The organism is Nonomuraea terrae, assembly GCF_044465245.1.
Lineage (GTDB): Bacteria > Actinomycetota > Actinomycetes > Streptosporangiales > Streptosporangiaceae > Nonomuraea > Nonomuraea terrae.
Window position 1 is genome coordinate 539,146 of record NZ_JBITLL010000001.1, and the last position, 25,577, is coordinate 564,722.

The window sequence follows — 25,577 nt, forward strand, 5'->3', positions numbered from 1 at the left end:
GACGCGGCCGCCGCCCACTCCTGCCCCCCACAGGGGGACGGCGACCGCGGGCCCGTCAGGTGCAGGCAGCCGTGATCTTGCTGGTGAAGCCGTTCAGCTTGCCGGTGAACTCCGTGGCGCTGCTGAGGTCGCCGCCCTCCATGGTCTGGAAGCCGTCGGCGAGGTCGTTCAGCGCGGCGGCGACTTCGCCGTCGTACTTGCCCGCGAGCTCCTTGGCCTGGCCCGCCGCGGTCTTCGACGCCTCGCCGAGGGCATCCTGGTCCGTGGGGTTCGATGTGATGGCGTTGCTCCACTCGGTGGCGATCTTGCTGGCTTCGCCGGCGGCGGTGTTGCAGTCGACGGCCTGCCCGACGGCGCCGCAGGAGGTGACGCCGAGGACGGCAAGAGTCAGCGTCGCGGCCGTGACGGCCAGGCGACGGCGAGGGGGTGTCATTTCCATGCCCTTCGTAGGTGTGGCGAACGAAAAGCACGGTAGAAGTCACGACTTAACCGTCACTTGCACCCCAGTAGCACCAACAGTGTCAAGTGGAGGTAAAGCCCTGCAAGAGCGCTCGAACGACTTCCTCCGGTTCGGGTAGGGGGAGGTCCAGCAGCCCCCGGTAGGCGACGAATCCGGTGAACAGGTCGGTGAGCAACCACAGATCCGCGTCAGGGGAGAGTTCGCCGCGCTCGATGGCGCGCTCGTACACGACCCACGAGCGTTCCATGCGCGTCCGCATGCCGGTGCGGACGATCTCGGCGACGGCGGGGTCTCGGCCGGCCTCGCCGTACACCTGCTTGGCCAGGCGCGCGATCCCGGGCAGCCGCCAGAGGGCGAGCGTGTCGGTGACCACCACGTGCAGGTCGCCCGCCAGCGACCCGGTGTCGGGGACGGCGACGTGGGCGTCCATGAAACCGGCGATGGCCTCCAGGAGCATGTCGCGTTTGCTGCCGTACCGGCGGAAGACGCTCGCTCTGCCGACGCCGGCCGCGGTGGCGACGTCGTCCATGGTGAAGTCGAGGCCATGGGTGAGCACCAGTGTCGCCGCGGCCTGCCGGATGCGCTCGCCGACCGCGGGGTCGGGCTTGCGGCCGCGTGCAGACATTGTGATACTCCAAGTATCTGATACTGAGGGTCTCATGAGACGAGGACGGTAATGAGGGTAGTGGTGATCGGCGCCGGCGTCGCGGGGCTCGCCCTGGCGCGCGGCCTGCTGAGCGCGGGCCACGACGTCGAGGTGTACGAGGAGGCCCCCGAGCCGCGTACGGCGGGCGGCTCGGTCTCGCTCTGGCCCGGCAGCACGGCCATCCTGGAGCGGCTCAAGGTCGACCTCGTCGGTGTCGGCCGCCGCCTGGAGACCATGGAGTCCTGGTCCGGCGACGGCCGCCCGCTGTTCACCGTCGACCTGACGGCCGCAGAACGCCGCTACGGCCACCCGACCGTCCACGTGGCCCGCAGTGAGCTGGTCGAGGTGCTCGCCGACGGCGTGCCCGTGACGTACGGCGCGCGGGCCGAGCACGTCGTGCCCGAGCGGGCCGAGGTGCGGCTGGCCGGTGGCGGCACCGTCCGCGGCGACGTGCTCGTGGGCGCCGACGGCCGCCGCTCGGCGGTGCGCGCCGCGCTGTGGGGCGACGACCCGGCCCGGCTGAGCGGCTGGGTCACCTGGCAGGGCTTCACCAGCAGTCCCACCACGCTGACCGAGCAGCGCCGCGCCGTGATGATCCCCGGCGGGCAGGGCCTGTGCGGGCTGATCCCGGCGGGCAGGGGCCGGCTGCTGTGGTGGTTCGACGTCAGGTCGGCCCCCGGCCGGCCCTTCTGGGAGGACGACCCCCGCATCGCGGAACGGCTGCGCGAGCGGTTCGCGGGCTGGCCTGACCCGGTGCCCGCCGTCCTGGAGAGCCTCGGGGAGCCCGACTTCTTCCCCCACCACCGCCATCACGTCCCCGTGGCCTGGGGGAAGGGCCCGACGACGCTGGCCGGCGACTCGGCGCACACCATGCCGCCCACCATGGCCCAGGGCGCCAACCAGGCGCTGGAGGACGCCTGGGCGCTCAGCCATTCGATCGGCGACCTGCGCGCCTACGAGCGGGCCAGGACGAAGGTGGTGCGCCGGCCCGCGCGGCTGGCCGCGACGGAGGTCACCAACGTGCAGCAGTTCTTCGCGGGGCTGATCCCCGACCGGCTCGCGACCAGGATGTACACGGCGTGGCTGCGCGGCGCCAGCAACTACCTCTTGACAGTGTCCTGAGCGCCGCCGCACCATGCCGCATATAGCGCAACTTTGCGCGTAATACGCAACAAGGCGGTGTCGGTTGACCAGCACGTCGAGCCTGATCCCCACGCTTCCCGGCCGTTCCTACACCGACCCCGAGATCTTCGCCGGCGAGCAGGCCAAGATCTTCGAAAGCCTCTGGTTCTGCGCGGTCCGCGTGCAGGACCTGCCGAAGCCGGGCGCGTTCCGTACGGTGCAGGTCGGGCGGGAGAGCGTGATCGTCGTGCGCGGGCGCGACGAGCGGCTGCGGGCCTTCCTCAACGTCTGCCGCCACCGCGGCGCCCGCCTGTGCGTCGAGCAGGCGGGCCAGGTCGGCCGCACGCTCAGGTGCGCCTACCACGCCTGGTCCTACGACCTCGACGGCCGGCTCGCCGCCGCGCCCAACCTGGCCAAGATGCCCGACATCGACCGGGCCGCGTACGGGCTCGTTCCCGTCCACCTGCGCGAGTGGCTGGGCTACGCCTGGGTCTGCCTGGCCGCCGAGCCGCCGTCGTTCGAGCAGACCGTGACGTACGCGGTCACCGAACGCCTCGGCGACCCCGGGGCCATCGACCGCTACCGCGTGGACGAGCTGGTCCTGGGCCGCCGCATCGTCTACACCGTCAAGGCCAACTGGAAGCTCCTGGTCGAGAACTTCATGGAGTGCTACCACTGCGCCACCATCCACCCCGAGCTGACCGCCGTGCTGCCGGAGTTCGCCGGCGGCTACGCGGCGCAGTACTACGTGGGCCACGGCGCCGCCTTCGCCGAACGGGCGGAGGGCTTCACCGTGGACGGCGGGCCGGGCTTCGACCGGCTGCCCGGCGTGGCGCAGGAGCAGGACCGCCGCTACTTCGCGATCACCGTCAAGCCGCAGGTGTTCGTCAACCTGGTGCCCGACCACGTGATCCTGCACCGGATGTACCCCATGGCCGTGGACCGGACGGTGGTGGAGTGCGACTGGCTCTACCACCCGGAGGTGGTGGCCTCCGGCGCCGATCTGTCACGGTCGGTCGAGCTCTTCCACCGGGTCAACGAGCAGGACTTCGACGCCTGCGAACGGACCCAGCCGGGCATGGCGTCGCGGGCGTACCGCGAGGGCGGGGTACTCGTGCCGAGCGAGCACCACATCGCCCTCTTCCATCAGTGGGTGAACCTGCGCCTGCGCGGATAGCGCACGGTCAGGCCGCCGTACTTCGCCTGGCCGGTGATGACCACGTAGAGGGAGCCGGGACGGGGCCGGCCGGGCACGTCGGAGGAGGCCTTGCCCCAGTCGGACTGGAAGGCGTCCACGTTCGCCACCGCGCCCTCGGGCAGGATGATCTTGGCGGAGCCGTAGTTGAGGTCCAGCTCGATGTCCACGACCTGATGGGTGATGACGGCCTGCGAGAGGTCGAGCTCGACGCTGCCGTACTTGGAGGCGGCGCGCAGCCGCCGGGGGACGGCCCAGTCTCCGGAGCGCTTGATGTTGCCCGACTTCGACTCCAGGTCGATCACCTCGTCGACCCGCTCGACCGGCAGGTCGGTGACCAGGCCCTGCAGGTCGGCGTAGGTCTTCGCGGTCAGCGCGATCTCCAGGCGGTCTTCGAGCTCCAGGTGGGTGAGGCGCCCTTCGGTGAACGCCTGCTGTAGCTGCTGCGCGGTGCGCTCGCGATCCCCATCCGAGACGCGCATCTGCATTTCCGACATATCCCGAGCATAGGGACGCGCCGATCAGAACGGGAGGCGTCGGCCGGAAGGAGTGCGCAGATCGAGGGTGGGCTCTTTGGGGCGGCTTGGACGGGGACGGTGAATGACCTGGACTCTTTTCACAAGATATGAGGTACCCCGTGGAGTGCCGTGAACTCCTCGCCCTTGGGTAGCGTGATGAGCGATGCCGGCCGAGCCCTTCCACCACGCGGTTCTCTTCTACCGAGGAGACCGCGAGTACGTGGCTGCCACCACCGCTTTCCTGCGCGCGGGGCTGGCCGCGGGCGAGCCCGTCGCGGTGGCCGTCCCGGCCGCCCGGCTCGCGCTCATCAGGTCGGCGCTCGGCCCCGAGGCCGAGGCGGTCTGCCTGTTCGACATGGCCGAGGCGGGGCGCAACCCGGGCCGGATCCTGCCGGCCGTGCTGCGCGACTTCGCCGACCGGCATCCCGGCCGCCACGTCCGCATCATCGGCGAGCCGATCTGGCCGGGCCGCACCGCGCTCGAATACCCGGCCTGCGTCCAGCACGAGGCGCTCATCAACCCGTCGTTCGCCGGCCGGCCGGTGACGATCGTGTGCCCGTACGACGCCGGGGGCCTGCCGGAGGAGGTGCTGCGCGAGGCGGCGCGGACCCATCCCGTGCTGCGCGCCGGCGCGGGGGAGCGGCCCAGCGGCGACTACGCTCCCGAGGTGGTGTTCCAGCACCACAACCGGCCGTTCGACGAGCCGGAGAAGGTCGTCTCGCTGCGGTTCGACCGCACCAACCTGTCGGCGGCGCGCGTGCTGGCCGCGCGGGAGGGCGCGGAGCTGGGCTTCCGCGGCGACCGCCTCGACGACATCCGGCTCGTGGTGGCCGAGCTCGCCGCCAACAGCCTCGACCACGGCGGCGGCTCCGGCACGGTCCGGGTGTGGGACGCCGACGGCGTGCTGGTGTGCGAGGTCGCCGACCGAGGCCACATCACCGACCCGCTGGCGGGCCGCCGGCCGGTCGACCCGCAGTGCCCGGGCTCGCGCGGCCTGCTCATCGTCAACCTGCTCAGTGACCTCGTCCGTGTGTACACCCGGCCGGGCGCGACCACGGTCCGCGTCTACTTCGACTCCCGGCGGCCCTTCTGACGGCCCGTCTCTGACGGCCCGTCTCTGACGGCCCGTCCGGAGGCTCAACGCTCGACGTCGGCCATGCTGGCGTAGCGGTCGCCGCGTACGGCGTCCGGCGGCACGGCCTCGGCCAGCGCGGCGAGCTGCTCGGGCGTCAGGGTGATGTCGGCCGCGGCGGCGTTCTCCTCCAGGTACTTCAGCCGCTTGGTGCCCGGGATCGGCACGATGTCGTCGCCCTGGGCCAGCACCCAGGCCAGCGCGAGCTGCGCCGTCGTGACGCCGGCCGCCTCGGCGATCCGCTGGACCTCGGCCACCAGCGCCCTGTTGTGCGCGGCGTTCTCGCCGGTGACGCGCGGCAGGCTCCGGCGGAAGTCGCCCTCCGGCAGCTCCTCGGGCGGCGGCAACGCGCCCGTCAGCAGCCCGCGGCTGATCGGCGAGTACGCCACCAGCCCGATCCCGAGCTCCCGGGCGGCCGGCAGGATCTCCGCCTCCAGCCCCCTGGTGAACAGCGAGTACTCGCTCTGCAGGGCGGTGATCGGATGTACGGCGTGCGCCTGGCGCAACGTGCCGGCGCTCACCTCCGACAGCCCGAGGTAGCGCACCTTGCCCTGCTCGACCAGCTCCGCCATGGCTCCGACCGACTCCTCGACCGGCACGCCGGGGTTGCGGCGGTGCAGGTAGTAGAGGTCGACGTGGTCGACGCCGAGGCGGCGCAGCGAGGCGTCGCAGGCGGCCCTGATGTAGTCGGGGCTGTTCTCGATCGTGCGGGTGCCGCCCTCGCGCTTGATGCCGAACTTGGTGGCGAGCACCACCTCGTCGCGCCGGCCCTTGACGGCCCGGCCGACGAGCTCCTCGTTGGTGCCGTTGCCGTACATGTCGGCCGTGTCGAGGAAGTCGATGCCGAGGTCGAGGGCGCGGCGGATGACGGCGACGGACTCCTGATCGTCACCCTGGCCGTAGAAGTCGGACATGCCCATGCAGCCGAGGCCGAGCGCCGAGACCCGCAGGCCGTCCGTGCCGAGCGTGCGCTTGCGCATAGTCATCTCCTTGTGAGAGTCCCCGGTTCGCGGTTCCCCTTCCCCTGGTCGCGGGTGCCGTACCACCCCTGAGGGGGCGGGCCCTATCAGGGGTGGGGTTGGGCCAGGTCAGCGCGCGTGGCCGGGGCCTGGCCCGACCAAAGGCGTAAGGGATGTCTCAGGGCCGGTTCGGGATGATCTCCGATGGCCGCCGGGTCCGCCTGCCGCGAGCTTGGAGGCATGAGGGGATTGCTCGTCAGTGGGTTCGCGGCCATCGGCGCCGGCAGCGCCGCCATGCTCGCGCTGCACGCCGGTTCGGACCTGGACCCGCTGCACAGCGTGATCAGCGAGTACGCCTTCCAGCCCGCCGGCTGGCTGCTGCCGGCGTCGCTGACGTCGTTCGCGGTCGGCAGTGTGCTGATCGCCGAGGCCCTGCGCCGGGCCGGCGCCGGCCGCTGGGTCGTGGTGCTGCTGCTGGCGTGGGCGGCGAGCATGTTCCTGATCGGCGCCTTCCCGACCGACCGGCCCGGCGTGCCGTTGTCGCTGTCGGGTGGCATCCACCGCTACGCCGCCTTCGCCGCGTTCGCGGTGATGCCGCCGGCGGGCCTGCTGCTGGCCCGCGCCCGGATCCGGTACGCCGGCGCGGTGCGCGTGCTCAGCGGCCTCGCGCTGGCCGCGCTGGTGCTGGTCGTCGTCCCGTACGTGGTGCGTATGGCCGGCGTCCCGCTGACCAACGACGACATCCCGGCGGGGCTGACCCAGCGGATCGTCGTGGTCACCGAGCTGGGCGTGCTGGCGCTGGCCGGGCTGTCGATGCTGAGGCCCGCTCCCCGCGCGGTCCGCGCCCTGGCGCAGGCGTGAAAGCCGCCGCCGGGGATAGGGGGAGCCCATGACGATACTGATCGCGTATGACGGTTCCGACGACGCCAAGACGGCGATCGCCTTCGCCGGGCAGATGTTCCGCGGCAGGGACGCGGTCGTGCTGACGGTGTGGGAGCGGGTGGCGATGACCGCGGCCCGAGCCTCGGCCGGGCTCATGGTGGCGCTCGACCAGACCGGCGCGGAGGACGCGGCGATCGAGCGTGCGATGACCGAGTTGTCCCAGCAGGGGGCCGAGCTGGCGCGCCAGGCGGGGCTGGACGCGGAGCCGCGTTGCGACGTCAACTCCGTGGCGGTCTGGTCCACGATCGTGGACGTGGCCGACGAACTGGACGCCGAATTGATCGTGACCGGCACCAGGGGCCTGGGTGGGGTGCGCTCGCTGCTGCTGGGCAGCACGTCCGACCGGGTGCTGCACCACGCGCACCGCCCGGTCCTGGTGGTGCCCGGCCCGGACAAGGACACCTGACCGTTCACCTCGCCGTTGCCATCCGCTCGGGACGAATGCGGCAAAGTAGGTCCTCCTGGGTGAAAGAGGAGGCGGAGGGCCTTGCGCGACGAACTGGCGCGGCGGCTCGGCACCACCGACGCGGTGGTCGTCGGGCTGAGCGCGATGATCGGCGCGGGTGTGTTCGCCGCGTTCGCGCCCGCCGCCGCGGCGGCGCACGGCTGGCTGCTGCTGTCGCTGGCCCTGGCCGCCGTCGTGGCGTACTGCAACGCCACCTCCTCGGCCCGCCTGGCCGCCGTCCACCCCGAGTCGGGCGGCACGTACGTCTACGGTCGCCGCCGCCTCGGACCCCTGTGGGGTTACCTGGCGGGCTGGGGCTTCACCGTCGGCAAGACCGCCTCCTGCGCGGCGATGGCGCTCACGTTCGCCGCCTACGTCGCTCCCGGCCACGAACGCCCGGTCGCCGTCGCCGCGGTCGCCGCGCTGACCCTGCTCAACCTGTTCGGCGTGCAGCGCTCGGCCGGCCTGGCCCGGGTGATCGTGACGTTCGTGCTGGCCGTGCTCGCCGCCGTGATCGTCGCCGGGCTGTTCGGTGACGATCGCGTCAGCTTCGGCTGGTTCGCGAACACGCCGTACCCCGGCGGCGCCGTCACCGCCTGGGACGTCCTGCAGGCGGGCGGCCTGCTCTTCTTCGCCTTCGCCGGGTACGCCAGGATCGCCACGCTCGGCGAGGAGGTCCGCGACCCCGCCCGCACCATCCCGCGGGCCATCGGCATCGCGCTCGGCGTCACGCTCGTCGTCTACCTGCTGGTCGCCCTGGCCGCGCTGCGCGCGCTCAAGCCGGAGCTGCTGGCCCGCTCCACCGCTCCGCTGGCCGACGTGGTGCGCGAGGCGGGGGCCGGATGGCTCGCGCCCGTGGTGCAGGCCGGCGCGGCGGTGGCGGCGCTCGGCGCGCTGCTCGCGCTGCTGCTCGGCGTCTCCCGCACGGTGCTGGCCATGGCCCGCGAGCGCGACCTGCCGGGCGTGCTGGCCGCGGTGGACCCGGTGCGGCAGGTGCCCCGCCGGGCCGAGGCCGCGGTCGGCGTCGCGGTGATCGTGCTGCTGCTGGTGGCCGACCTGCGCGAGGCGATCGGGTTCTCGTCGTTCGGTGTGCTCGTCTACTACGGCATCGCGAACGCCTCCGCGCTCACGCTGGGCCGCGACGAGGGCGCGCCGCCGCGCGCCGTCCCGGTGCTGGGGCTGGTGCTCTGCCTGACGCTGGCCGCCACGCTGCCCACCGCCTCGGTGCTGGCCGGCCTCGCCGTCTTCGCCGTCGGGCTGGCGATTTATCTGGTACGCCGCCGCCCACTCCGGCGGCTACCATGAACGCCATGACGACGTGCGCGCTGATGACGGCCCTGTAGGGGCTTTCTTCCGCACGTCGAGGCCCTGCTAGCCGGGGCCTCTCGTCGTGCCGGGGCCCCACGGGAGGCATCCGATGTACATCACGACGACCATTCCCTACGTCAACGCCCGGCCCCATCTCGGCCACGCGCTGGAGCTCGTCCAGGCCGACGTGCTGGCCCGTCACCACCGGCGGCGCGGCGAGCCCGTACGGTTCCAGACCGGCACCGACGACAACTCGCTGAAGAACGTGCTGGCCGCCGAGGCCGCGGGCGTGCCGGTGCGGGAGCTGGTCGACCGCAACGCCGCCGCCTTCGAGGGCCTGCGCGGCCCGCTCGACCTGTCGTTCGACTCCTTCATCAGGACGAGCGCCCATCCCGGCCACCGACCCGGCGTCGAGCGCGTCTGGCGGGCCACCGCGCACGACCTCTACACCCGCCACTACGAGGGCCTCTACTGCGTGGGCTGCGAGCAGTTCTACCCGCAGGGCCCCTGTCCCGACGGGCACGAGGCGCCGCTGCAGCCGGTGTCCGAGGTGAACTGGTTCTTCCGGCTCTCCCGCTACCGGGATGCCCTGCTCGACCTCATCGGCGGCGGGCGGCTGCGCGTCGAGCCGGCCGCGCGGCGCAACGAGGTGCTCGCGTTCCTGCGGGCCGGGCTGGACGACATCAGCGTCTCCCGCTCGGCCGCCCGGGCGCGCGGCTGGGGCATCCCGGTGCCCGGCGACCCCGGCCAGGTCGTCTACGTCTGGTGGGACGCGCTGGCCAACTACGTCACCGCCCTCGGCGGCGGCGACTACGAGCGCTGGTGGGAGCGCGAGGCGCGCAAGGTGCATCTCGTGGGCAAGGGCGTGATCCGGTTCCACGCGGTGTACTGGCCGGCGATGCTGCTGTCGGCCGGGCTGCCGCTGCCCACGGCGATCTTCGTGCACGACTACCTCACCGCGGACGGCCGCAAGATCAGCAAGTCGTCGGGGAACGCCGCCGACCCCGTGACGCTCGTGGACGCGTACGGGGTGGACGCCGTGCGGTGGTGGCTGCTGCGCGAGGTGCCGCGCGTGGGCGACGCCGACTTCACCGAGGCCCGCCTGGTCGCCAGGGCCGACCAGGACCTCGCGGGCGGCCTCGGCAACCTGGTCAGCCGGGTGGCCGTCATGGTCGGCCGGTTCCTGGACGGTCACGTGCCCCCGGCGGGGGAGCCGCTGGCCGAGGTGGCGGAGCCGGTGCACGAGGCGCTGGAGGACTTCGACTTCCGGCGGGCGGCCGGGGCCGTCTGGCGGCTCGTGGCGGAGGCCAACAAGTTCGTCGAGCTCACCCGGCCGTGGCAACAGGACACCGCCGGGCGTGAGCGGTCGCTCGGCACGCTGGTGCACGCCTGCCGGGCGCTGGCCGTACAGCTGGAGCCCTTCCTGCCGACGGCGGCGGCGCGGGTGGCGGCGGCGGTCGGGGGCACGCGGCTGTCCCGCTCGGAACCGCTGTTCCCCCGGCTCGGCGAGGGCCGGGCTCCGTGATCCGGCCGCCCGGCCGCCGTTCTCAGGCCGGGCGGAGGCCGGCCGGGCGGAGGAGGGACGCGGCGAAGGTCTGGATGAGGCGCATCAGCAGCGCCTCGAGGAGCATCATGGCGGCCTTGGCGAGCAGGGAGGCCAGGAACTCGGACAATTCTCTACCTCATCGGTCATAACTACTGTTGAGACCATATTTAGCCACAAATATGTCTATAGGGGAAGGAAAATCCTGTCGGGATGGTGAACGGTCGATGACGACTCCGGCCTTGCGCGGCCGGCTCGGCCGCTCCGGGCCCGCCGGGGAAGGCGCGCTGGTTGACGGAGATCCGCGACCACCCTAGGTTTGCCAACAAACCAGATGGTACGGAGGTGAGCATGCCGGCCGTCGAAACCGTGCGCGGCGCCGTCGCCGTCGACGAGCTCGGGCAGACGCTCATGCACGAGCACGTCTTCGTGGTGGCCACCGAACACCTCGACAACTACGGCAGAGGCGCCTGGTGGGACGAGGAGTTCCGGGTCGCCGACGCCGTCGCCAAGCTCAACGCGGTGGCCGCGAAGGGCGTGCGGACGATCGCCGACCCGACGGTGTGGGGCCTCGGCCGCTACATCCCGCGCATCCAGCGGATCGCGGAGCAGGTGCCTGGCCTCAACATCATCGCCGCCACCGGCATCTACGCCTTCGAGGAGTTGCCCCACCAGTACCGGTTCCGCGGGCCCGGCACGATCTTCGACGGTCCCGACCCGATGGTGGACGACTTCGTCCGCGACCTGACCGAGGGCATCGCCGACACCGGCGTGAAGGCCGCGTTCCTCAAGTGCGTGGTCGAGGAGAAGGGCCTGACGCCCGGGGTCGAGCGTATCTGCCGGGCTGTGGCGCAGGCCCACGTACGCACCGGGGCGCCGATCACCGTCCACACCAACTCCCACGCCAGGACGGCGCCGCTCGCGCTCGACCTGTTCGCCAAGGAGGGCGTCGACCTGACGAAGGTGGTCGTCGGGCACGCCGGTGACAGCAACGACCTCGACTACCTCATGCGCCTGGCCGACACCGGCGCCGTCCTCGGCATGGACCGCTTCGGCCTCGACGTCTACAACCCGGGCGAGCGGCGCGTGGCCACCATCGCCGAGCTGTGCCGGCGTGGGTACGCCGACCGGATGGTCCTCAGCCACGACACCGCCTGCTTCATGGACTACTACGGCGGCGCCTGGGACGAGACCCGCTCCACGTTGCTTCCCGACTGGCGCTACGATCACATTCACGACGACGTCCTGGCCGCACTGCGCGACTCCGGTGTGACCGACGGCCAGATCGAGCAGATGCTGGTGTTCAACCCGAAGCGCTACTTCTCGTAAAGTGGGGGTCGGGACAGCGATGCGGGTAGGTGGAACTGGGTGACTTCGGAGCAGGCCTTGTCGATCAGCCTCGGGCTCCAAGGACCCTGCGTCATCGCGCGGTTGACGGGGGATTTCGACTTCGGCTCGGCCGCGGAGGTGCGCGACCGCGTCACCAAGGCCCTCGACCTCACCCAGCCCCCGCTGCTCGTCATCGACATGCAGGCGGTCAGCGTCTGCGACTCCTCGGGCCTGTCCGTGCTCGTCTACCTGCACAAGGCGGTCACCGCCTCCGGCGGGCGGCTGCTGCTGTCGGGGCTCAACGGCCGCTGCAAGCACCTGTTCGCGATCACCGCGCTCGACAAGTTCTTCGACATCCGCAGCACGGCCGAGCTGGCCATCGCCGAACTCAACGAACCCGGGAATTCGCCGCCGTTTACCGGGTAGTGCGGGTGCATGCCGGCCGACGACCCCGACCTGCTCGGCATGTACCTGGAGCAGATCGGCAGGACCCCCCTGCTCACCGCCGCGGACGAGGTGGACCTCGCCCGGCGCATCGAGGCAGGTCTGTACGCGCGCCATCTCGTCGACCACGGCGAGGGCACCCCTGAGCTCGAAGCCCTCGTCCGCGACGGGCGGCGGGCCAAGGACCTGCTCATCCGCGCCAACCTGCGGCTGGTGGTCGCCGCCGCCCGGCGCTTCTCCCACCGCGGGCTGCCGCTGCTCGACCTCATCCAGGAGGGCAACCTCGGGCTGATCAGGGCGGTGGAGAAGTTCGACTACCGGCGCGGCTACAAGTTCTCGACGTACGGGATGTGGTGGATCCGGCAGGCGATCGAGCGCGGCATCCACGACAAGGCGCGCACGGTCCGGCTGCCGGTGCACATGGGGGAGGAGCTCTCGCGGCTGCTCAGGATCGAGCGGCGGCTCGCCGCCGACCTCGGGCGCCCCCCGACGGACGCCGAGCTGGGCACGGCCGCCGAACGCTCGCCCGCGCGGATCGCCGTCTTACGCCGGCTCGCCCAGGACGTCGTCAGCCTGGACATCCCGGTCGGTGAGAACGGCGACGGCCGGATCGGCGACATGATCGCCGACGACGACGGGCTCCAGGTGCACGAGGTGGCCGAGCGGCGACTGCTCGGCGAGGAGCTGCGCCGGCTGCTCACGGAGCTGCCACCGCGGGAGGCGTACGTGATCAGGCTCAGGTACGGGCTGGCCGGGCGGGAGGCCGAGAGTTACGCGCAGATCGCGGCGCGGCTGGGCCTGACGAGGGAACGCATCCGGCAGCTGGAGAAGCAGGGCCTGAGACGGCTCAAGCAGGGCGGCCCGCTGCTCGCGTGGGCGTCGTGAGGGCGTGCTGGGGTCACAGCTTTGGCGGATAAGGCGGATATAAGTAGATAACCGTTCCATATCAGTCGACGCGTGGGAAATTTCGCTTTCTCCGACATTTTGTTAGAAGTCGAATACCGGTCGCGGCCAACAGGGGGAAGCGACCGCGTCGAACTGGGGGAAATATGGTTAAAAGCCTGGCCGGAACGGTCTTAGTCGCTGCTGCCGCAGCCTCGCTCATGGCGGCGCCCGCCGCCGCGTCGGCAGAATCGTCCGGCCTGACGGCCACCACCGCGTCGGCTCAGCTCATCCGCACCAAGGTGTATTTCGGCCGCTGCCGGGACACCTGCCAGATCAAGGTCCGCATCAGGAATGTCTCGCGGACCAACATCTTCGACGTCCGGCTCAACGCCCGCCTCAGGATCAACGGCAGGAATGTGGGCACCTGCTACGACCACGTCGGCAGCATCAGGGCCAAGAAGACGAAGTGGGCCTCCTGCACCGTGCGCTCCAGGAGCCTGTCCAACGCCTACAACAGGTATCTGGACGGCTTCGCCGACTTCAACCAGTACACGAACACCACCGTCAACTACCGGTACTACCGCTGACCAGGCGAAGGGGCCGGCGGACGGCCGGCCCCTTCGTTCGTACGGTGCTCAGATGGTGCTTGTTCGGTGTTCAGAGGGGTTCATTGGGTGACGAGGAGTGCTACCCCGATCAGCACCGCGACCGGGACGAGCCACATCACGACCTCGACAGCGAACTCCTTGTACATCGCGTCAGTCTCCTCAGGAACGCCCATGTGGGCACCGCAAACGTCAATGGGCAGCATAGCTGCCCTTACCGGCTGTTCCGACCCCGGTATCAGACCGTGACCGCGCCGTCGGAGGCGGAGCCGACCGTGGTGACGTACTTGGCGAGCACGCCGCGTTCGACCACCCGCTCCGGTCGCCGCCACGCGGCCCGGCGCTCGGCCAGTTCGGCCTCCGGCACGAGCACGTCGAGCGTGCCGGCCGCGCTGTCGATCACCACCGGGTCGCCGTCGCGCACCAGCGCGATCGGCCCCCCGTGGTACGCCTCCGGCGCCACGTGCCCGATCACCAGCCCGTGCGAGACGCCGCTGAAGCGGCCGTCGGTGACCAGCGCCACCGAGCCGCCGAGGCCCCGGCCGACCAGCGGGCCGGTGATCGAGAGCATCTCGCGCATGCCGGGGCCGCCGGCCGGGCCCTCGTACCGGACCACGATGACGTCGCCCGGCACGATGCGGCCGTCCATGATGGCGGTGTAGCAGTCGTTCTCCGAGTCGAAGACCCTGGCGGGGCCCTCGTGGCGGAAGTCCTCCTTGCCGCCCAGTTTGAGCACGCAGCCGTCCGGCGCGAGCGAGCCGCGCAGGATCGCCAGCGCGCCGCGCTGCTTGAACGGCTTGTCCGCGCTCGCCACGACCCGCTGGCCGGGCGTCTCCCGCGCGCCGGCGGCCACCTCGGCGAGAGTGCGGCCGTCCACCAGCGTGACGGTCTGGCGCAGCAGCCCGGCCTCCAGCAGGCGGCGCACCACCAGCGAGGTGCCGCCGGCCCGCCACAGGTCGAGCGCCGTGGCGTCGCCGCCGCTCGGCTTCAGGCCCGTGATGATCGGGACCTGACGGCAGACCTCGCCGATCCGGTCGATCTCCAGCGGCAGCCCTGCCTCGCGGGCGATGGCCAGCAGGTGCAGCACCGCGTTCGTGGAGCCGCCCATGGCCGCCACCGAGACGATCGCGTTGTGCAGGGCGTCCTCGGTGAGCACGCGCGACGGGCGGGCGTCGCGGGCGAGCGCCTCCATGGCGATCTCGCCCACGCGCCGCGCCGCGGCGTCCTTCTCCTCCGCCACCGCCGGGATGTCCCCCACGCCGAACGGCGCCAGGCCCAGGAAGTCGGCGACCGCGCCCATGGTGTTGGCGGTGTACTGGGCGGCGCACGTGCCGGCGCCGGGGCAGGCGTGCCGCGCCAGGTCGTCGAGGTCGGCCTGGTCCATCCGGCCCACCTCGCGCTCGCCGAGCGCCTCCCACATGTCCTGGATCGTGACGTCGCGCCCGCGCCAGCGGCCCGGCATCATGCTGCCGCTGTAGAGGACGACCGACGGCACGTCCAGCCGGGCCAGCGCCATGATCGCCGCGGGCACCGTCTTGTCGCAGCCGACGATGGCCACCAGCGCGTCGAAGCCGTGGGCGCGGCCCATGAGCTCGATCGAGTCGGCGATGACCTCGCGGCTGATCAGCGAGGTGCGCATGCCGGGGGTGTGCATGGTGAGGTTGTCGGAGACCGCGATGGTGTTGAACTCCATCGGCGTGCCGCCCGCCGCGCGCACGCCCTCGGCCACCTGGGCGGCCAGCTCGCGGTGGTTCAGGTTGCACGGCATGGTGCCGGTCCAGGTGGAGGCGATGCCGACCACGGGGCGGCGCATCTCCTCATCGGTCATGCCCATGGCGTACAGATGGGAGCGGGCCGGTGCGCGGTCGGGGTCGTCGGCGATGCTCAAGGGGCTCCTCCGGTGTACGGGTCCTGGAACTCAATGATCCATCGGCCGGTTCCGCGCCCCGGCGCCGGGGCCCGACGGCCCCGGCCCGCGGGCGTCACTGCTCGCGCAGGCCCCAGGGGGAGCCGTACTCGACCAGGAGGTCCAGGAACGGGCGGGGCTCGAACGCCTCGGGGCCGAGCACGCCGGCGCCCTTCCAGACGCCCTGCGCCATCAGCTCCAGGGCGGCCACCGGGTTGACGGCGGTCTGCCACACCACGGCCTGGGAGCCGTATTCGCGCATCGACCACTCGTTGTCGACCACGTGGTAGAGGTACACCTCGCGCGGGCGGCCGTCCTTGACGCCCTTCACCCAGGTGCCCGCGCAGGTCTTGCCGCGCATGCGGTCGCCCAGCTCCGCCGGGTCGGGCAGGACGGCGGCCACCACGTCGCGCGGCGACACCTGGGCGGTGCCCCGGTCGGTGCGGACGGCGACCGGCTCGGTGCGGTCCACGCCGAGCGCGCGCAGGGTCTTCAGGGTGCCGATGAACTCCTCGCCGAGGCCGTACTTGAAGGTCACCCGCTGGGCCGGGATCCACCGCGGCACCAGGACGACCTCCTCGTGCTCGACGTTCACGCACTCCACGGGGCCGATCCCGTCGGGGAAGTCGAAGACCTCCGGCTCGCTGAACGGCTCGGTGGTGTACCAGCCGCGCTCCTTCTCGTAGATCAGCGGCGGGTTGAGGCACTCCTCGATGGTGGTCCAGATGGAGAACGACGGCGCGAAGTCGTAGCCGTCGACGGTCAGGTTGGCGCCGTCCCTGATGCCGATCTCCTCGATCTCGTCGAAGAGCTCGTCGGCGGCGTAGCGGGCGAAGACGTCGGCGAGGCCGGGCTCCACGCCCATGCCGACCACGGCCAGCCGGCCCCGGTTGACCCATTCGGCCGTCCTGGCGAACTGCTCGTCGCCGAGCTTGATCCCGACCTTCTCGTACGGGCGGTCGGGGTGCGGCTTCGACATCGACATGGCCATGTCGAGGTAGTCGGCGTCGGCCGCCAGCGCCGCGTCGAACAGCGGCAGCACGAAACGCGGGTCGGTGGCGTTGAGCAGCACGTCGCAGCGGTGCTCGCGGAGCGTCGCGGTGACGGCCGCCTCGTCGGCGGCGTCGAGCCTGATGGGGGTGAAGCGGTGGGCCTTGTCGCCGAGCGCGGCGACGGCCGCCTTGGCGCGGGGGAGGTCGTAATCGGCGACGACCATGTGATCGAAGAACGGGCGGCGTGCGGCGATCCGGGTGATGGCGGTGCCGACCCCGCCCGCTCCCACAAGAAGGATGCGCATGACGATAAATCCCCTTTATGCAGGTTTTGGGGGGTGTGTCATACATCCAATGCCAGTAAGCTGATCAACGTCAATGGCGTTGGCATAAGGAGACGTGCTCATGGCCAAGCGGGTGGTGCCGGAGGCGGACCGCCGGCGGCGGCGTCCGACCAAGCAGGGGCAGGTGCTCACGCACGGGCTCATCGTCGAGACCGCGCTGCGGATGTTGCGCGAGCACGGCGCGGACGGGCTGACCGCGCGCCGCCTCGGCCTCGCGCTCGGCGCGGACGCCAGCGCCGTCTACCGCTACTTCCGCGGCATGGACGACCTGATCCTGGCGATCGCCGACGAGCTGTTCGGGCACGCGATGGCCGACTGGCGGCCCACCGGCGACTGGCGGGCCGACCTGCGGGATCTCGGGCTGCGGATCCACCATGCGTACCTGGCGCACCCGCAGGCCGCCGTGCTCACCGCGAGCCGGGTGACCGGGCGGCCGAACGAGGTGGCCAGCGACGAGACGATCCTCGGCGTCCTGCGCGCGGCCGGGTTCCCCGACGCCGACGCGGTGCGGATCTACCACGCCTTCATCGACCAGAGCCTGGCCTTCGCCATCCTCGACGCCGCCACCCTCGCCCTGCCGAAGGCGGCGCGGGAGGGCGACGAGGAGGTGTGGCGCGACACGTACGCGCGGCTGCCGGCCGAGACCCACCCGAACATCGCCGCCACCGCGCCGCTGCTGGTGGCCAGGATGAACGACAGCGCGTACCCCACCGCGCTCGACATGCTGCTGAGCAGCGCCGCCGCCCAACTGCGGGCGGTGGGCGCGTGACGGCGGTCAGGCGCGCCGGAGGGCGAGGCGTTTGCCGAGGCCGGCGAGCGACTCGTCGGCCATGAGCGCGGGCAGGCGGGGCGCGTCCTCGTCGATCTGGCGCAGCACCGCCGGCTGGTCGCCGCAGTAGCGGGTCCAGGCGCGGACGACCTCGGGCATGGCCTCGATCGCGGCCTCCGACAGGATCGCCTCCCTGGGCAGCCACGACGTCAGGAACTGCGAGACCCGCGCCGGGCTCCACCACAGCGGCCGGTCGCCGAGGAACTCCGCGAGCTTCGCGAACGCCTCCCGCGCCCCCGGCAGGTCGGGCACCTCCTCGAACCGGGCCACGGTGTCGTCGGGGGCCCCGCGCACGAGCCCCGGCACCGTGAGCGCGCGGGCCGTCGCCAGCGGCCGGACGCCCGGCAGCGTGCCGGCGACGGCCGCCCCCATGATCTGGTCGCCCAGCTCGAGCGCGTCGAGGATGCGGCCCGCGGCCACGCCCGGGTCGGCCGGCCGCAGCCCCAGGTCGTCGAGGAACGTCGTCTCCTCGACCAGCGCGTCCACGGCCAGGCCACCCTGGGGCTGGCCGAGGCCGACGACGAGGATGTGGGGCTCCTTGCCGTTCTCGTAGCGGAACGACAGCACGGCCAGGACCTGCTCGCCGTAGGCGTCGGCCTTGCCGTACCAGCCGCCTTCGCAGGTCACCCGGCCCATCCTGTGCACCCAGCCGGGCAGGGCCCGCGCCGCGTCGGGGCCTTCGGCGCCGCCGACCGCGGCCAGGGCGGCGAGGGTCAGGCGCGCCTCCTGGCCGCCGTCCTCGCGCAGCCGGCGCAGGAACGGCTCCGCCTGCCCGCTCTCCTGGAGCTCGGCCGTGAGCCGGGCGGCCCACAGCTCGGTGCGCAGCGGAGAGCGCCACCTGAGCAGGTCGCGCGCCTGGGTGATCACGGTGTCGAACGCTGGTGTGCTCACCCTCCGACCGTATCGCCCGCCGCGCGGGCGCTCGCTCGACCCTGCCGCGGCGACCTCGGTCGCCGGCCGGCCGGCCCCGTTCTCCCTGGCCACCGGGTGCGTCGCCGTCGCATCGAGGAAATCCGAACCGTCGATATGATCTGATTCATGGCTGAGCCTGCACCTATGACCGATTCCGAGCTGTCCGAGGCGTTGCGGGCGCTGGCGAATCCGACGCGGTTGCGGTTGTTGTCGTGGTTGCGTGAGCCTGAGCGGCACTTCTCGCTGGAGGGCGCGATCGCCGACCCGGTGGAGGTCGGGGTGTGCGTGAGCCACATCCAGGCCAAAGTGGGGCTCGCTCAGTCGACGGTGTCGGCGTACCTGGCCGAGCTGCAGCGGGCGGGGCTGCTGCGGGCCACGCGGGTGGGCAAGTGGACCCACTACAGGCGTGACGAGCAGCGCATCGCCCAGCTCGTCGCCACGCTCGGGCAGACGTTGTAGTCGCCTCCTGGACGGGACGGGACGGGACGGGACGGGACGGGACGGGAGGGAACGCGGTGTCGTGTTGCCCGACATATCGGAAATACGCGATATTTCGATATGTCCGTTTCGGGGGAGAGGTAAGTCATGGGCATGGACGGCATGGATCTGGGGACGTTCGGGATCTACACCTTCGACTTCGAGCAGCAGCCGGCCGCGCTGATGCGCGAGTCGATCCAGGAGCTCGAGGCGCTGGGATGGCGGGCGTTCTGGATCCCCGAGCTGCTGGGGCGTGAGGCGTTCACGCACGCGGGCTATCTGCTCTCCTGCACCGAGCGTATGCACGTCGTCAACGGCATCGCGCGGATCTGGTCGCGCGGGGCCCGGTGGACGTACGGCGCCGCCCTGTTGCTGGCCGACGCCTACCCCGATCGGCACGTGCTCGGGCTGGGGTTCGGCGGGGAGCGGCGGCCGGAGACCAAGCCGCTCGCGGCCATGAGCGCGTACCTGGACGAGATGGACGCGCTGGAGACGGTCAACCCCGTGCCGAAGGCGCCGATGCGCCGCATCCTGGCCGCGTACGGGCCCAAGATGCTCGAACTGGCGCGCGACCGGGCCGCCGGCGCCCAGACCTACCACGTCAACGTGGCGCACACCGCGCAGGCGCGGGACATCCTCGGCCCGGACGCGTTCCTGGCCGTCGAGCATCCGGTGGTGTTCGAGCCCGATCCCGCCGAGGCCCGCGCGGTCGCGCGCGAGCACCTGGCGCGCTACCTGAGCACCCCCTACAACGTGGCGAAGTTCCGCCGGCTGGGGTACACGGACGAGGACCTCGCCGGCGGCGGCAGCGACCGGCTCGTCGACGACTTCGTGTTCTGGGGCGACCTGGACACCGTCGTCCGCAAGCTCCACGCCCACGTCGCGGCCGGCGCCGACCACGTCGCCGTACAGGTCATCGGGCTCCGGCCGGGGGAGACGGCGATGCCCCACTGGCGTGAGCTCGCCGGAGCGCTCCTGTGATCACTCCTCCAGGCGGCGCAGCAGGTACGTGTCCATGATCCAGCCCTTGCGGGCGCGGGCCTCGGCGCGTACCTCGCGGATGCGCTCGCCGACCTCGGACACCGGGCCGGAGATGAGGATCTCGTCGGGCGTGCCCAGGTAGGCGCCCCAGTGGATGTGGTGGTCGTCGAGGCCGGTGAACGAGCAGTGGGCGTCCAGCATGATCACCACGTCGTCCGCGGTCGGGCCCTGCTCGGCCAGGCGGCGGCCGGTGGTGAGGTGCACAGGGCGGCCGACCCGCGTCAGGCTCGTGCGGTGGCGGGCGGTCAGCGCGGCCACGCTGCTGACCCCGGGGATGACCTCGTAGTCGAAGGCGACGTTCCCGCGGGCGAGGATGTCCTCGACGATGGCGAGCGTGCTGTCGTACACGCCGGGGTCGCCCCACACCAGGAACGCGCCGGTCCGGCCGTCGCCGAGCTCGTCGCGGATCAGCGCCTCGCACGCCCGCGCGCGGCGGGCGCGCCAGTCGTCCACGGCGGCGGCGTACGCGGGCGCGGTGCGGTCGCGGTCGGGGTCGCGCGCCTCGGCGATCCGGTACGGCGGCCGGCCGTGCTCGGCGATGAGGTCCAGCCGCAGCTGCACCAGATCGTGCTTGACCTCGCCCTTGTCCACGATGAAGAACACGTCCGTGGCCGCGATGGCCTTGACGGCCTGGAGGGTGAGATGGTCGGGATCCCCGGCGCCGATGCCGATGATGAGGAGACGCTTCACTCGTAAGAGTGTAGGGACGCATAAATCGCGCTAAAGCAGCAGATATACGATGTGCGGCGCGTATTCCACCGAGGAGGACTGTGAACCTGGCCGAGCAGGGCGACGCCTTCGCCGCATTCTGGCAGGAGCGGCACCTGTGCACGCTCTCCACCGCGCGCCCCGGCGGCCCGCCGCACGCGGTGCCGGTGGGCGCGACGCTGGACCTGACGACCGCGACCGCCCGGGTGATCACCTCGGGGTCCTCCGTCAAGGCCCGGCTCATCGGCGAGTCCGGCGCGCCGGTCGCGCTCACCCAGGTGGACGGCCGCCGCTGGTCGACGCTGGAGGGCTGGGCGGTGGTGCGTACCGAACCGGAGCAGGTGGCCGACGCCGAGCGCCGCTACGCCGCCCGTTACAAGCCGCCCCGGCCGAACCCGTCCCGGGTGGTCCTGGAGATCCAGGTGACGCGCGTGCTGGGCAACGTTTGATCACCGTCGTCGGGATCGGCGCGGACGGCTGGGACGGGCTGGCGCCCGGCTCCCGGCGCGCGGTCGAGGCGGCCGAGGTCCTCATGGGGGCTGCCCGGCAGCTCGACCTCGTGCCCGCGTCGCCCGCCACCGCCGCCGAGCGGGTGGCCTGGCCGTCGCCGCTGCTGCCCGCGCTGCCCGCGCTCATGGAGCGCTACGCCGGACGTGAGATCTGCGTGCTGGCCAGTGGCGACCCGATGTTCCACGGCATCGGCTCGACGCTGGTCCGGCTCCTCGGGCCCTGCGAGGTCAGGGTGCTGCCGCACGTGTCGTCGCTGTCGCTGGCGTGCGCCCGGCTCGGCTGGCCGGTCGAGCAGGTGGACGTCGTCAGCCTCGTCGGCCGGCCCGCCGCCGCGCTGAACGCGGCCGTCGTGCCGGGGCGGCGGGTCGTCGCGCTGGGCTCCGGGGTCGACTCTCCGTCCCTGGTGGCGGGGCTGGTCTCCGGGCTCGGGTACGGCCCCAGCCCGATGACCGTCCTGTGCGACCTGGGGGCGGCGTGCGAATCCGTCACGGCGGCGACCGCCGACACCTGGACGGGCCCGGCCCGCTCGGCGCTGAACGTGATCGCCGTCGAATGCGTCCCCGGGCCCGAGGCCGAACCGCTCGCCCGCGTGCCGGGCCTGCCCGACGCGGCGTACGAGCACGACGGGCAGCTCACCAAGCGGGAGGTCCGCGCGGTGAGCCTGTCCCGGCTCGCGCCGCTGCCCGGCGAGCTGCTGTGGGACGTGGGCGCCGGGGCGGGCAGCATCGCCGTCGAATGGATGCGCGGCCATCCGTCCTGCGCGGCCGTGGCGATCGAGAGCCGCGCCGACCGCGCCGCCGCCATCGCCCGCAACGCCGACCGGCTCGGCGTGCCCGGGCTGCGGGTCGTCGAAGGCCGGGCGCCCGCCGCGCTGGCGGGCCTGCCGGCGCCGGACGCGGTGTTCGTCGGCGGTGGCGCGACCGTGCCCGGGCTGCTGGAGACCTGCTGGGACGCGTTGCGTCCCGGCGGCAGGCTCGTGGTGAACGCCGTCACCCTGGAGTCGGAGGCCGTCGTCGCCGGGTGGTACGCCCGGGTCGGCGGCGACCTCGTCCGGCTGGCCGTGCAGCGGGCCTCGCCCGTCGGCTCGTTCACCGGCTGGCGAGCCGCGATGCCGGTGACCGTGTGGTCGGTCACCAGGAGGGACGCGCTGTGACCCGGTCGCCGGAGCGAGGCTCGCCGTGACCGGGCCGGACATCAGGAAGGACTCGCCATGACCGTGTGGTCGGTCATCTGGAAGGACTCGTTGTGACCGTGTACTTCATCGGGGCGGGCCCCGGCGCCGCCGACCTGATCACCTTGCGCGGGTTGCGCCGGCTGGAGTCGTCGCCGGTCTGCCTGTACGCGGGGTCGCTGGTGCCCCGGGAGCTGCTCGACTCCTGCCCTCCTGGGGCACGGCTGGTGGACACCGCGAACCTGACGCTCGACGAGATCGTGGCCGGGCTCGCCGCCGCCCACGCCGACGGGCTCGACGTGGCGCGGTTGCACTCCGGCGACCCGTCGGTGTTCAGCGCGGTGGCCGAGCAGATGCGGCGGCTGGACGCGCTCGGGGTGCCGTACGAGGTGGTGCCCGGGGTGCCGGCGTTCGCGGCGGCGGCGGCCTCGCTGGGACGGGAGCTGACCGTGCCCGGAGTCGGGCAGACGATCATCCTGACCCGCACGTCGGCGCGCGCCACCCCGATGCCGCCGGGTGAGGATTTGCGGACCCTGGGCGCGAGCGGGGCCACGATGGTGCTGCACCTCGCCGTGCAGCGGATCGACGCGGTGGTGGCCGAGCTGCTCCCGTCGTACGGGGTGGACTGCCCGGCGGCGGTGGTGGCCCGGGCCAGCCGCGCCGACGAGGTGATCCTGCGCGGGACGCTGGCGACCATCGCCGGCCAGGTCCACGAGGCCGGCATCCGCCGTACCGCGGTGATCGTCGTCGGCCGCGTGCTCTCCGCGACCCAGTTCCCCGACAGCCACCTCTACAGCGCCGCCCGCACCCGACCCGAACGGAACCCGGCGGAACCGGACCGGTCCGTACGGGACGGAGCGGGACAGGGCCGCCCTGAACAGGGGCTCGACGAACCGGAGCGGGCGTGCGGCGGGTCCTGATCCTCGGGGGCACCGCCGAGGCGCGGGCCCTCGCCGCCGAACTGACCGGCCGCGGGCCGCACGTGGTGTCGTCGCTGGCCGGGCGGGTGAGCAACCCGCGGCTTCCGGTGGGGGAGGTCCGCGAGGGCGGCTTCGGCGGTCCGGACGGGCTGGCCCGGTGGCTGGCCGACGAACGCATCGACGCGCTGGTGGACGCCACGCATCCGTTCGCCGCCCGGATGACGGCCTCGGCCGCGCAGGCGTCGGCCAGGACCGGCGTGCCGCTGCTGGTCCTGCGCCGGCCGGGCTGGCAGGAGGGCCCGGACGACCGCTGGCATCGCGTCGCCTCGCTGGAGGAGGCCGCCGGCCGCCTGGCCCGCTGGAGGAGCGCCCCCGACGGTGGTCACCACCTGCCCGCCGACCGGCCGGTGCGGGTGTTCCTCACCACCGGGCGGCGGAGCCTGCCCGTTTTCACCAGAGTGGCGGGGGTGTGGCTGCTGGCCAGGTCGGTGGACCCGCCGGAGCCGCCCGTGCCCGGCAACGTGCACGTGCTGCTCGACCGGGGCCCGTACACCGTGGAAGGCGAACGGCAGCTCATCCGCGGGCACCGCCTGGACGTGCTGGTCACCAAGGACAGCGGCGGCGGGATGACCACCGCCAAGCTCGTCGCGGCGCGCGAGCTCGGCCTACCGGTGATCATGGTGAACCGGCCGCCACTGCCCCGAGGCGTCCACCTGGTGGACACCGTCGAGGCCGCGGCGGCCTGGGCGGCTCAGGGGTAGCGGCGGGGGGTGTAGACGGTGCCCTGGGGGGTGAGGCGGGTCGTGGAGGAGCCGATGATCAGCAGGCAGCGCATGTCCACCTGGTCCGGGTCCAGCTCGCCGAGCGTGGTGACGGTGACGGTCTCCTCCGCGCCGCCGACGTTCCGTCCGATCACCACCGGGGTGGCGGGGTCGCGGTGCCGCAGCAGGATGTCGCGGGCGGCGGGCAGCTGCCACGTACGGCTGCGCGAGGCCGGGTTGTACAACGCCAGCACCAGGTCCGCGCGGGCGGCGGCCTCCAGCCGGCCGGCCACCACCTCCCACGGCTTGAGCAGGTCCGACAGCGACAGCACGCAGTAGTCGTGCCCCAGCGGCGCACCCACCCGACTGGCCACCGCCTGCGCGGCCGTCAGCCCGGGGACCACCCGCACCGGCACGTCGGGGAAGTCCGCCGCGACCTCCAGCACCGCGCTCGCCATGGCGAACACGCCCGGATCCCCGGACGACACCACCGCCACCCGGGCGCCCTCGCGGGCCAGCTCCAGCGCGTGCCGGGCCCGCTCGGCCTCCACCCGGTTGTCGGTACGGTGCCGCCGCTGGCGCGGGTTCGGCGCCACCCGGTCCACGTACGGGCCGTAGCCGACGATGTCGGTGGCCGCCGCCAGCGCCTCCTGCGCCTCCGGCGTCAGCCACGGCCGCCCCGCCGGGCCGAGCCCGACCACCACGACCTCGCCCGCGGTCGCGGCGGGCGCGGGCTCGGGCACGAACGTCCGTTCGGACGGGCTGGCGAGCAGGGCCATCGAGAAGTACGGCACGCCGTCCGGGTCCACGTCCTTCAGCGGCGCGACCCGCTGGGCGGCCATGGTGGCGCGCTCGACGTACCAGGCGTCGTCCAGCCGGCCGGCCTGCGCCAGGGCGTCGCGGACCTTGCCGAACGTCCGCCCCAGCTTGAGCACCGCCGCCGAGTCGGTGCCGGCCAGCTTCTCGGCCAGCACGTCGGCGGGCAGCGTGCCGGGCAGCACGGTGAGCACCTCGTCCCGCTCGACCAGCGGCCGGCCGAGCACGGCGGAGGCGGCGCTGACCGAGGTCACCCCGGGCACCACCTCGGTCGGGAAGCGGTGGGCGAGCCGCTTGTGCATGTGCATGTACGAGCCGTAGAACAGCGGGTCGCCCTCGGCCAGCACGACCACGGTCCGCCCGGCGTCCAGGTGGGCGGCCAGCCGCTCGGCGCAGTCGGCGTAGAAGTCGTCCAGCGCGCCCTGGTAGCCGCCCGGATGGTCGGTGGTCTCCGTGGTCAGCGGGTAGAGCAGCAGCTCCTCGATCTGGCCGTCCCGCATGTACGGCTCCGCGATCGAGCGGGCGATGCTGCGCCCGTGCCGGGCCGAGTGGTAGGCGAGCACGTCGGCCGCGCCGATCAGCCGCGCCGTCTTCACCGTGACCAGCTCCGGATCCCCCGGTCCGAGCCCCACCCCGTACAGCCGTCCCGTCACCGCG

At 72.6% G+C, this 25,577-nt stretch carries 28 protein-coding genes; 18 read left to right on the plus strand and 10 right to left on the minus strand.

What is annotated here, in order from left to right:
* Positions 1 to 55: 55 nt before the first annotated feature.
* Positions 56 to 433: a hypothetical protein gene (locus ACIBP6_RS02590; RefSeq protein ID WP_397048031.1), complete on the minus strand. Its 378-nt coding sequence runs from the start codon at positions 431 to 433 to the stop codon at positions 56 to 58.
* A gap of 88 nt (positions 434 to 521) precedes the next feature.
* Positions 522 to 1,085, minus strand: a complete 564-nt coding sequence (locus tag ACIBP6_RS02595; protein ID WP_397048033.1) for a TetR/AcrR family transcriptional regulator — start codon at positions 1,083 to 1,085, stop codon at positions 522 to 524.
* Between the two features lie 51 nt (positions 1,086 to 1,136).
* Here ACIBP6_RS02595 and ACIBP6_RS02600 point away from each other — a divergent pair, with 51 nt between their 5' ends.
* Both ACIBP6_RS02600 and ACIBP6_RS02605 read left to right on the plus strand, forming a co-directional pair.
* Complete coding sequence (locus ACIBP6_RS02600) at positions 1,137 to 2,228, plus strand: FAD-dependent oxidoreductase (protein ID WP_397048035.1); 1,092 nt, start codon at positions 1,137 to 1,139, stop codon at positions 2,226 to 2,228.
* Positions 2,229 to 2,292: 64 nt separating this feature from the next.
* Positions 2,293 to 3,405: an aromatic ring-hydroxylating oxygenase subunit alpha gene (locus tag ACIBP6_RS02605; RefSeq protein ID WP_397048037.1), complete on the plus strand. Its 1,113-nt coding sequence runs from the start codon at positions 2,293 to 2,295 to the stop codon at positions 3,403 to 3,405.
* Here ACIBP6_RS02605 and ACIBP6_RS02610 read toward each other — a convergent pair.
* The gene (locus tag ACIBP6_RS02610; RefSeq protein WP_246074907.1) at positions 3,375 to 3,920 is read right to left on the minus strand and encodes a DUF1707 SHOCT-like domain-containing protein; all 546 of its coding nucleotides are present in this window, start codon (positions 3,918 to 3,920) and stop codon (positions 3,375 to 3,377) included. The genes ACIBP6_RS02605 and ACIBP6_RS02610 overlap by 31 nt on opposite strands.
* Before the next feature lie 184 nt (positions 3,921 to 4,104).
* Here ACIBP6_RS02610 and ACIBP6_RS02615 point away from each other — a divergent pair, with 184 nt between their 5' ends.
* The gene (locus ACIBP6_RS02615; RefSeq protein WP_397048039.1) at positions 4,105 to 5,034 is read left to right on the plus strand and encodes an anti-sigma factor RsbA family regulatory protein; all 930 of its coding nucleotides are present in this window, start codon (positions 4,105 to 4,107) and stop codon (positions 5,032 to 5,034) included.
* 44 nt (positions 5,035 to 5,078) lie between these two features.
* Here the strand turns inward: ACIBP6_RS02615 and ACIBP6_RS02620 are convergent, their stop codons facing one another.
* Positions 5,079 to 6,053 (minus strand): aldo/keto reductase, encoded by a 975-nt coding sequence (locus ACIBP6_RS02620; protein ID WP_397048041.1) that lies wholly within the window; start codon positions 6,051 to 6,053, stop codon positions 5,079 to 5,081.
* A gap of 219 nt (positions 6,054 to 6,272) precedes the next feature.
* Here ACIBP6_RS02620 and ACIBP6_RS02625 point away from each other — a divergent pair, with 219 nt between their 5' ends.
* The 4 genes from ACIBP6_RS02625 to ACIBP6_RS02640 all read left to right on the plus strand — a co-directional run bounded on the left by ACIBP6_RS02625 (position 6,273) and on the right by ACIBP6_RS02640 (position 10,252).
* Complete coding sequence (locus ACIBP6_RS02625) at positions 6,273 to 6,893, plus strand: DUF998 domain-containing protein (RefSeq protein ID WP_397048043.1); 621 nt, start codon at positions 6,273 to 6,275, stop codon at positions 6,891 to 6,893.
* Between the two features lie 28 nt (positions 6,894 to 6,921).
* On the plus strand, positions 6,922 to 7,380 hold the full coding sequence (locus ACIBP6_RS02630; protein WP_132613434.1) for a universal stress protein: 459 nt from the start codon (positions 6,922 to 6,924) through the stop codon (positions 7,378 to 7,380).
* Positions 7,381 to 7,461: 81 nt separating this feature from the next.
* Positions 7,462 to 8,724, plus strand: coding sequence for an APC family permease (locus tag ACIBP6_RS02635; RefSeq protein ID WP_397048045.1), 1,263 nt, complete (start codon positions 7,462 to 7,464; stop codon positions 8,722 to 8,724).
* Positions 8,725 to 8,836: 112 nt separating this feature from the next.
* Complete coding sequence (locus tag ACIBP6_RS02640) at positions 8,837 to 10,252, plus strand: methionine--tRNA ligase (protein ID WP_397048047.1); 1,416 nt, start codon at positions 8,837 to 8,839, stop codon at positions 10,250 to 10,252.
* A 22-nt stretch (positions 10,253 to 10,274) separates the two neighbouring features.
* Here the strand turns inward: ACIBP6_RS02640 and ACIBP6_RS02645 are convergent, their stop codons facing one another.
* Entirely contained in the window at positions 10,275 to 10,400 is a 126-nt protein-coding gene (locus tag ACIBP6_RS02645; RefSeq protein WP_397048049.1) for a hypothetical protein, read from the minus strand.
* A gap of 221 nt (positions 10,401 to 10,621) precedes the next feature.
* Here ACIBP6_RS02645 and ACIBP6_RS02650 point away from each other — a divergent pair, with 221 nt between their 5' ends.
* From ACIBP6_RS02650 to ACIBP6_RS02665, 4 genes are all read left to right on the plus strand, one after another.
* Positions 10,622 to 11,599 carry a phosphotriesterase gene (locus ACIBP6_RS02650; RefSeq protein ID WP_397048051.1) on the plus strand — a complete coding sequence of 326 codons (978 nt, stop codon included), beginning with the start codon at positions 10,622 to 10,624 and terminating at the stop codon, positions 11,597 to 11,599.
* 39 nt (positions 11,600 to 11,638) lie between these two features.
* Positions 11,639 to 12,025, plus strand: a complete 387-nt coding sequence (locus ACIBP6_RS02655; RefSeq protein ID WP_103963562.1) for an STAS domain-containing protein — start codon at positions 11,639 to 11,641, stop codon at positions 12,023 to 12,025.
* A 9-nt stretch (positions 12,026 to 12,034) separates the two neighbouring features.
* Entirely contained in the window at positions 12,035 to 12,928 is an 894-nt protein-coding gene (locus ACIBP6_RS02660; protein WP_397048053.1) for an RNA polymerase sigma factor RpoD/SigA, read from the plus strand.
* A gap of 218 nt (positions 12,929 to 13,146) precedes the next feature.
* Positions 13,147 to 13,515 carry a hypothetical protein gene (locus ACIBP6_RS02665; protein ID WP_397048055.1) on the plus strand — a complete coding sequence of 123 codons (369 nt, stop codon included), beginning with the start codon at positions 13,147 to 13,149 and terminating at the stop codon, positions 13,513 to 13,515.
* A gap of 256 nt (positions 13,516 to 13,771) precedes the next feature.
* Here the strand turns inward: ACIBP6_RS02665 and ilvD are convergent, their stop codons facing one another.
* Positions 13,772 to 15,421: a dihydroxy-acid dehydratase gene (gene ilvD / locus ACIBP6_RS02670; RefSeq protein ID WP_397048057.1), complete on the minus strand. Its 1,650-nt coding sequence runs from the start codon at positions 15,419 to 15,421 to the stop codon at positions 13,772 to 13,774.
* Between the two features lie 94 nt (positions 15,422 to 15,515).
* Positions 15,516 to 16,736 (minus strand): saccharopine dehydrogenase family protein, encoded by a 1,221-nt coding sequence (locus tag ACIBP6_RS02675; RefSeq protein WP_397048059.1) that lies wholly within the window; start codon positions 16,734 to 16,736, stop codon positions 15,516 to 15,518.
* A gap of 100 nt (positions 16,737 to 16,836) precedes the next feature.
* Between ACIBP6_RS02675 and ACIBP6_RS02680 the strand changes: the two genes are divergently transcribed.
* Entirely contained in the window at positions 16,837 to 17,544 is a 708-nt protein-coding gene (locus ACIBP6_RS02680) for a TetR/AcrR family transcriptional regulator (protein WP_397048061.1), read from the plus strand.
* 6 nt (positions 17,545 to 17,550) lie between these two features.
* Here the strand turns inward: ACIBP6_RS02680 and ACIBP6_RS02685 are convergent, their stop codons facing one another.
* The gene (locus tag ACIBP6_RS02685) at positions 17,551 to 18,495 is read right to left on the minus strand and encodes a hypothetical protein (RefSeq protein WP_397048063.1); all 945 of its coding nucleotides are present in this window, start codon (positions 18,493 to 18,495) and stop codon (positions 17,551 to 17,553) included.
* A gap of 165 nt (positions 18,496 to 18,660) precedes the next feature.
* Between ACIBP6_RS02685 and ACIBP6_RS02690 the strand changes: the two genes are divergently transcribed.
* Both ACIBP6_RS02690 and ACIBP6_RS02695 read left to right on the plus strand, forming a co-directional pair.
* Positions 18,661 to 18,975, plus strand: coding sequence for an ArsR/SmtB family transcription factor (locus ACIBP6_RS02690; protein WP_397048065.1), 315 nt, complete (start codon positions 18,661 to 18,663; stop codon positions 18,973 to 18,975).
* 132 nt (positions 18,976 to 19,107) lie between these two features.
* Positions 19,108 to 19,974: a TIGR03620 family F420-dependent LLM class oxidoreductase gene (locus tag ACIBP6_RS02695; RefSeq protein WP_397048067.1), complete on the plus strand. Its 867-nt coding sequence runs from the start codon at positions 19,108 to 19,110 to the stop codon at positions 19,972 to 19,974.
* Here ACIBP6_RS02695 and cobF read toward each other — a convergent pair whose 3' ends face one another.
* Positions 19,975 to 20,724 (minus strand): precorrin-6A synthase (deacetylating), encoded by a 750-nt coding sequence (cobF, locus tag ACIBP6_RS02700; RefSeq protein ID WP_397048068.1) that lies wholly within the window; start codon positions 20,722 to 20,724, stop codon positions 19,975 to 19,977. It lies immediately after the preceding gene.
* Positions 20,725 to 20,804: 80 nt separating this feature from the next.
* Between cobF and ACIBP6_RS02705 the strand changes: the two genes are divergently transcribed.
* The 4 genes from ACIBP6_RS02705 (at position 20,805) to ACIBP6_RS02720 (ending at position 24,104) form a co-directional block, all read left to right on the plus strand.
* Complete coding sequence (locus tag ACIBP6_RS02705) at positions 20,805 to 21,191, plus strand: pyridoxamine 5'-phosphate oxidase family protein (RefSeq protein ID WP_397048070.1); 387 nt, start codon at positions 20,805 to 20,807, stop codon at positions 21,189 to 21,191.
* Positions 21,188 to 22,405 (plus strand): precorrin-6y C5,15-methyltransferase (decarboxylating) subunit CbiE, encoded by a 1,218-nt coding sequence (cbiE, locus tag ACIBP6_RS02710; protein ID WP_397048072.1) that lies wholly within the window; start codon positions 21,188 to 21,190, stop codon positions 22,403 to 22,405. Before ACIBP6_RS02705 ends, cbiE begins: the two co-directional genes overlap by 4 nt.
* 92 nt (positions 22,406 to 22,497) lie before the next feature.
* On the plus strand, positions 22,498 to 23,343 hold the full coding sequence (gene cobM / locus ACIBP6_RS02715; protein ID WP_397048073.1) for a precorrin-4 C(11)-methyltransferase: 846 nt from the start codon (positions 22,498 to 22,500) through the stop codon (positions 23,341 to 23,343).
* Positions 23,328 to 24,104, plus strand: coding sequence for a cobalt-precorrin-6A reductase (locus ACIBP6_RS02720; protein ID WP_397048075.1), 777 nt, complete (start codon positions 23,328 to 23,330; stop codon positions 24,102 to 24,104). The genes cobM and ACIBP6_RS02720 overlap by 16 nt, the downstream gene beginning before the upstream one ends.
* Here ACIBP6_RS02720 and ACIBP6_RS02725 read toward each other — a convergent pair.
* Positions 24,095 to 25,573 (minus strand): precorrin-2 C(20)-methyltransferase, encoded by a 1,479-nt coding sequence (locus ACIBP6_RS02725; protein WP_397048077.1) that lies wholly within the window; start codon positions 25,571 to 25,573, stop codon positions 24,095 to 24,097. The genes ACIBP6_RS02720 and ACIBP6_RS02725 overlap by 10 nt on opposite strands.
* Between the last annotated feature and the right edge of the window lie 4 nt (positions 25,574 to 25,577).

Bases quoted from the DNA above. Each gene is read 5' to 3' on its own strand.
- ACIBP6_RS02660 (WP_397048053.1), top strand. From the start codon at position 12,035: ATGCCGGCCGACGACCCCGACCTGCTCGGCATGTACCTGGAGCAGATC.
- ACIBP6_RS02650 (WP_397048051.1), top strand. From the start codon at position 10,622: ATGCCGGCCGTCGAAACCGTGCGCGGCGCCGTCGCCGTCGACGAGCTC.
- ACIBP6_RS02690 (WP_397048065.1), top strand. From the start codon at position 18,661: ATGACCGATTCCGAGCTGTCCGAGGCGTTGCGGGCGCTGGCGAATCCG.
- ACIBP6_RS02600 (WP_397048035.1), top strand. From the start codon at position 1,137: ATGAGGGTAGTGGTGATCGGCGCCGGCGTCGCGGGGCTCGCCCTGGCG.
- ACIBP6_RS02640 (WP_397048047.1), top strand. From the start codon at position 8,837: ATGTACATCACGACGACCATTCCCTACGTCAACGCCCGGCCCCATCTC.
- ACIBP6_RS02595 (WP_397048033.1), bottom strand. From the start codon at position 1,085: ATGTCTGCACGCGGCCGCAAGCCCGACCCCGCGGTCGGCGAGCGCATC.
- ACIBP6_RS02630 (WP_132613434.1), top strand. From the start codon at position 6,922: ATGACGATACTGATCGCGTATGACGGTTCCGACGACGCCAAGACGGCG.
- ACIBP6_RS02695 (WP_397048067.1), top strand. From the start codon at position 19,108: ATGGACGGCATGGATCTGGGGACGTTCGGGATCTACACCTTCGACTTC.
- ACIBP6_RS02610 (WP_246074907.1), bottom strand. From the start codon at position 3,920: ATGTCGGAAATGCAGATGCGCGTCTCGGATGGGGATCGCGAGCGCACC.
- ACIBP6_RS02625 (WP_397048043.1), top strand. From the start codon at position 6,273: ATGAGGGGATTGCTCGTCAGTGGGTTCGCGGCCATCGGCGCCGGCAGC.
- ACIBP6_RS02615 (WP_397048039.1), top strand. From the start codon at position 4,105: ATGCCGGCCGAGCCCTTCCACCACGCGGTTCTCTTCTACCGAGGAGAC.
- ACIBP6_RS02590 (WP_397048031.1), bottom strand. From the start codon at position 433: ATGACACCCCCTCGCCGTCGCCTGGCCGTCACGGCCGCGACGCTGACT.
- ACIBP6_RS02620 (WP_397048041.1), bottom strand. From the start codon at position 6,053: ATGCGCAAGCGCACGCTCGGCACGGACGGCCTGCGGGTCTCGGCGCTC.
- ACIBP6_RS02675 (WP_397048059.1), bottom strand. From the start codon at position 16,736: ATGCGCATCCTTCTTGTGGGAGCGGGCGGGGTCGGCACCGCCATCACC.
- ACIBP6_RS02680 (WP_397048061.1), top strand. From the start codon at position 16,837: ATGGCCAAGCGGGTGGTGCCGGAGGCGGACCGCCGGCGGCGGCGTCCG.
- ACIBP6_RS02665 (WP_397048055.1), top strand. From the start codon at position 13,147: ATGGCGGCGCCCGCCGCCGCGTCGGCAGAATCGTCCGGCCTGACGGCC.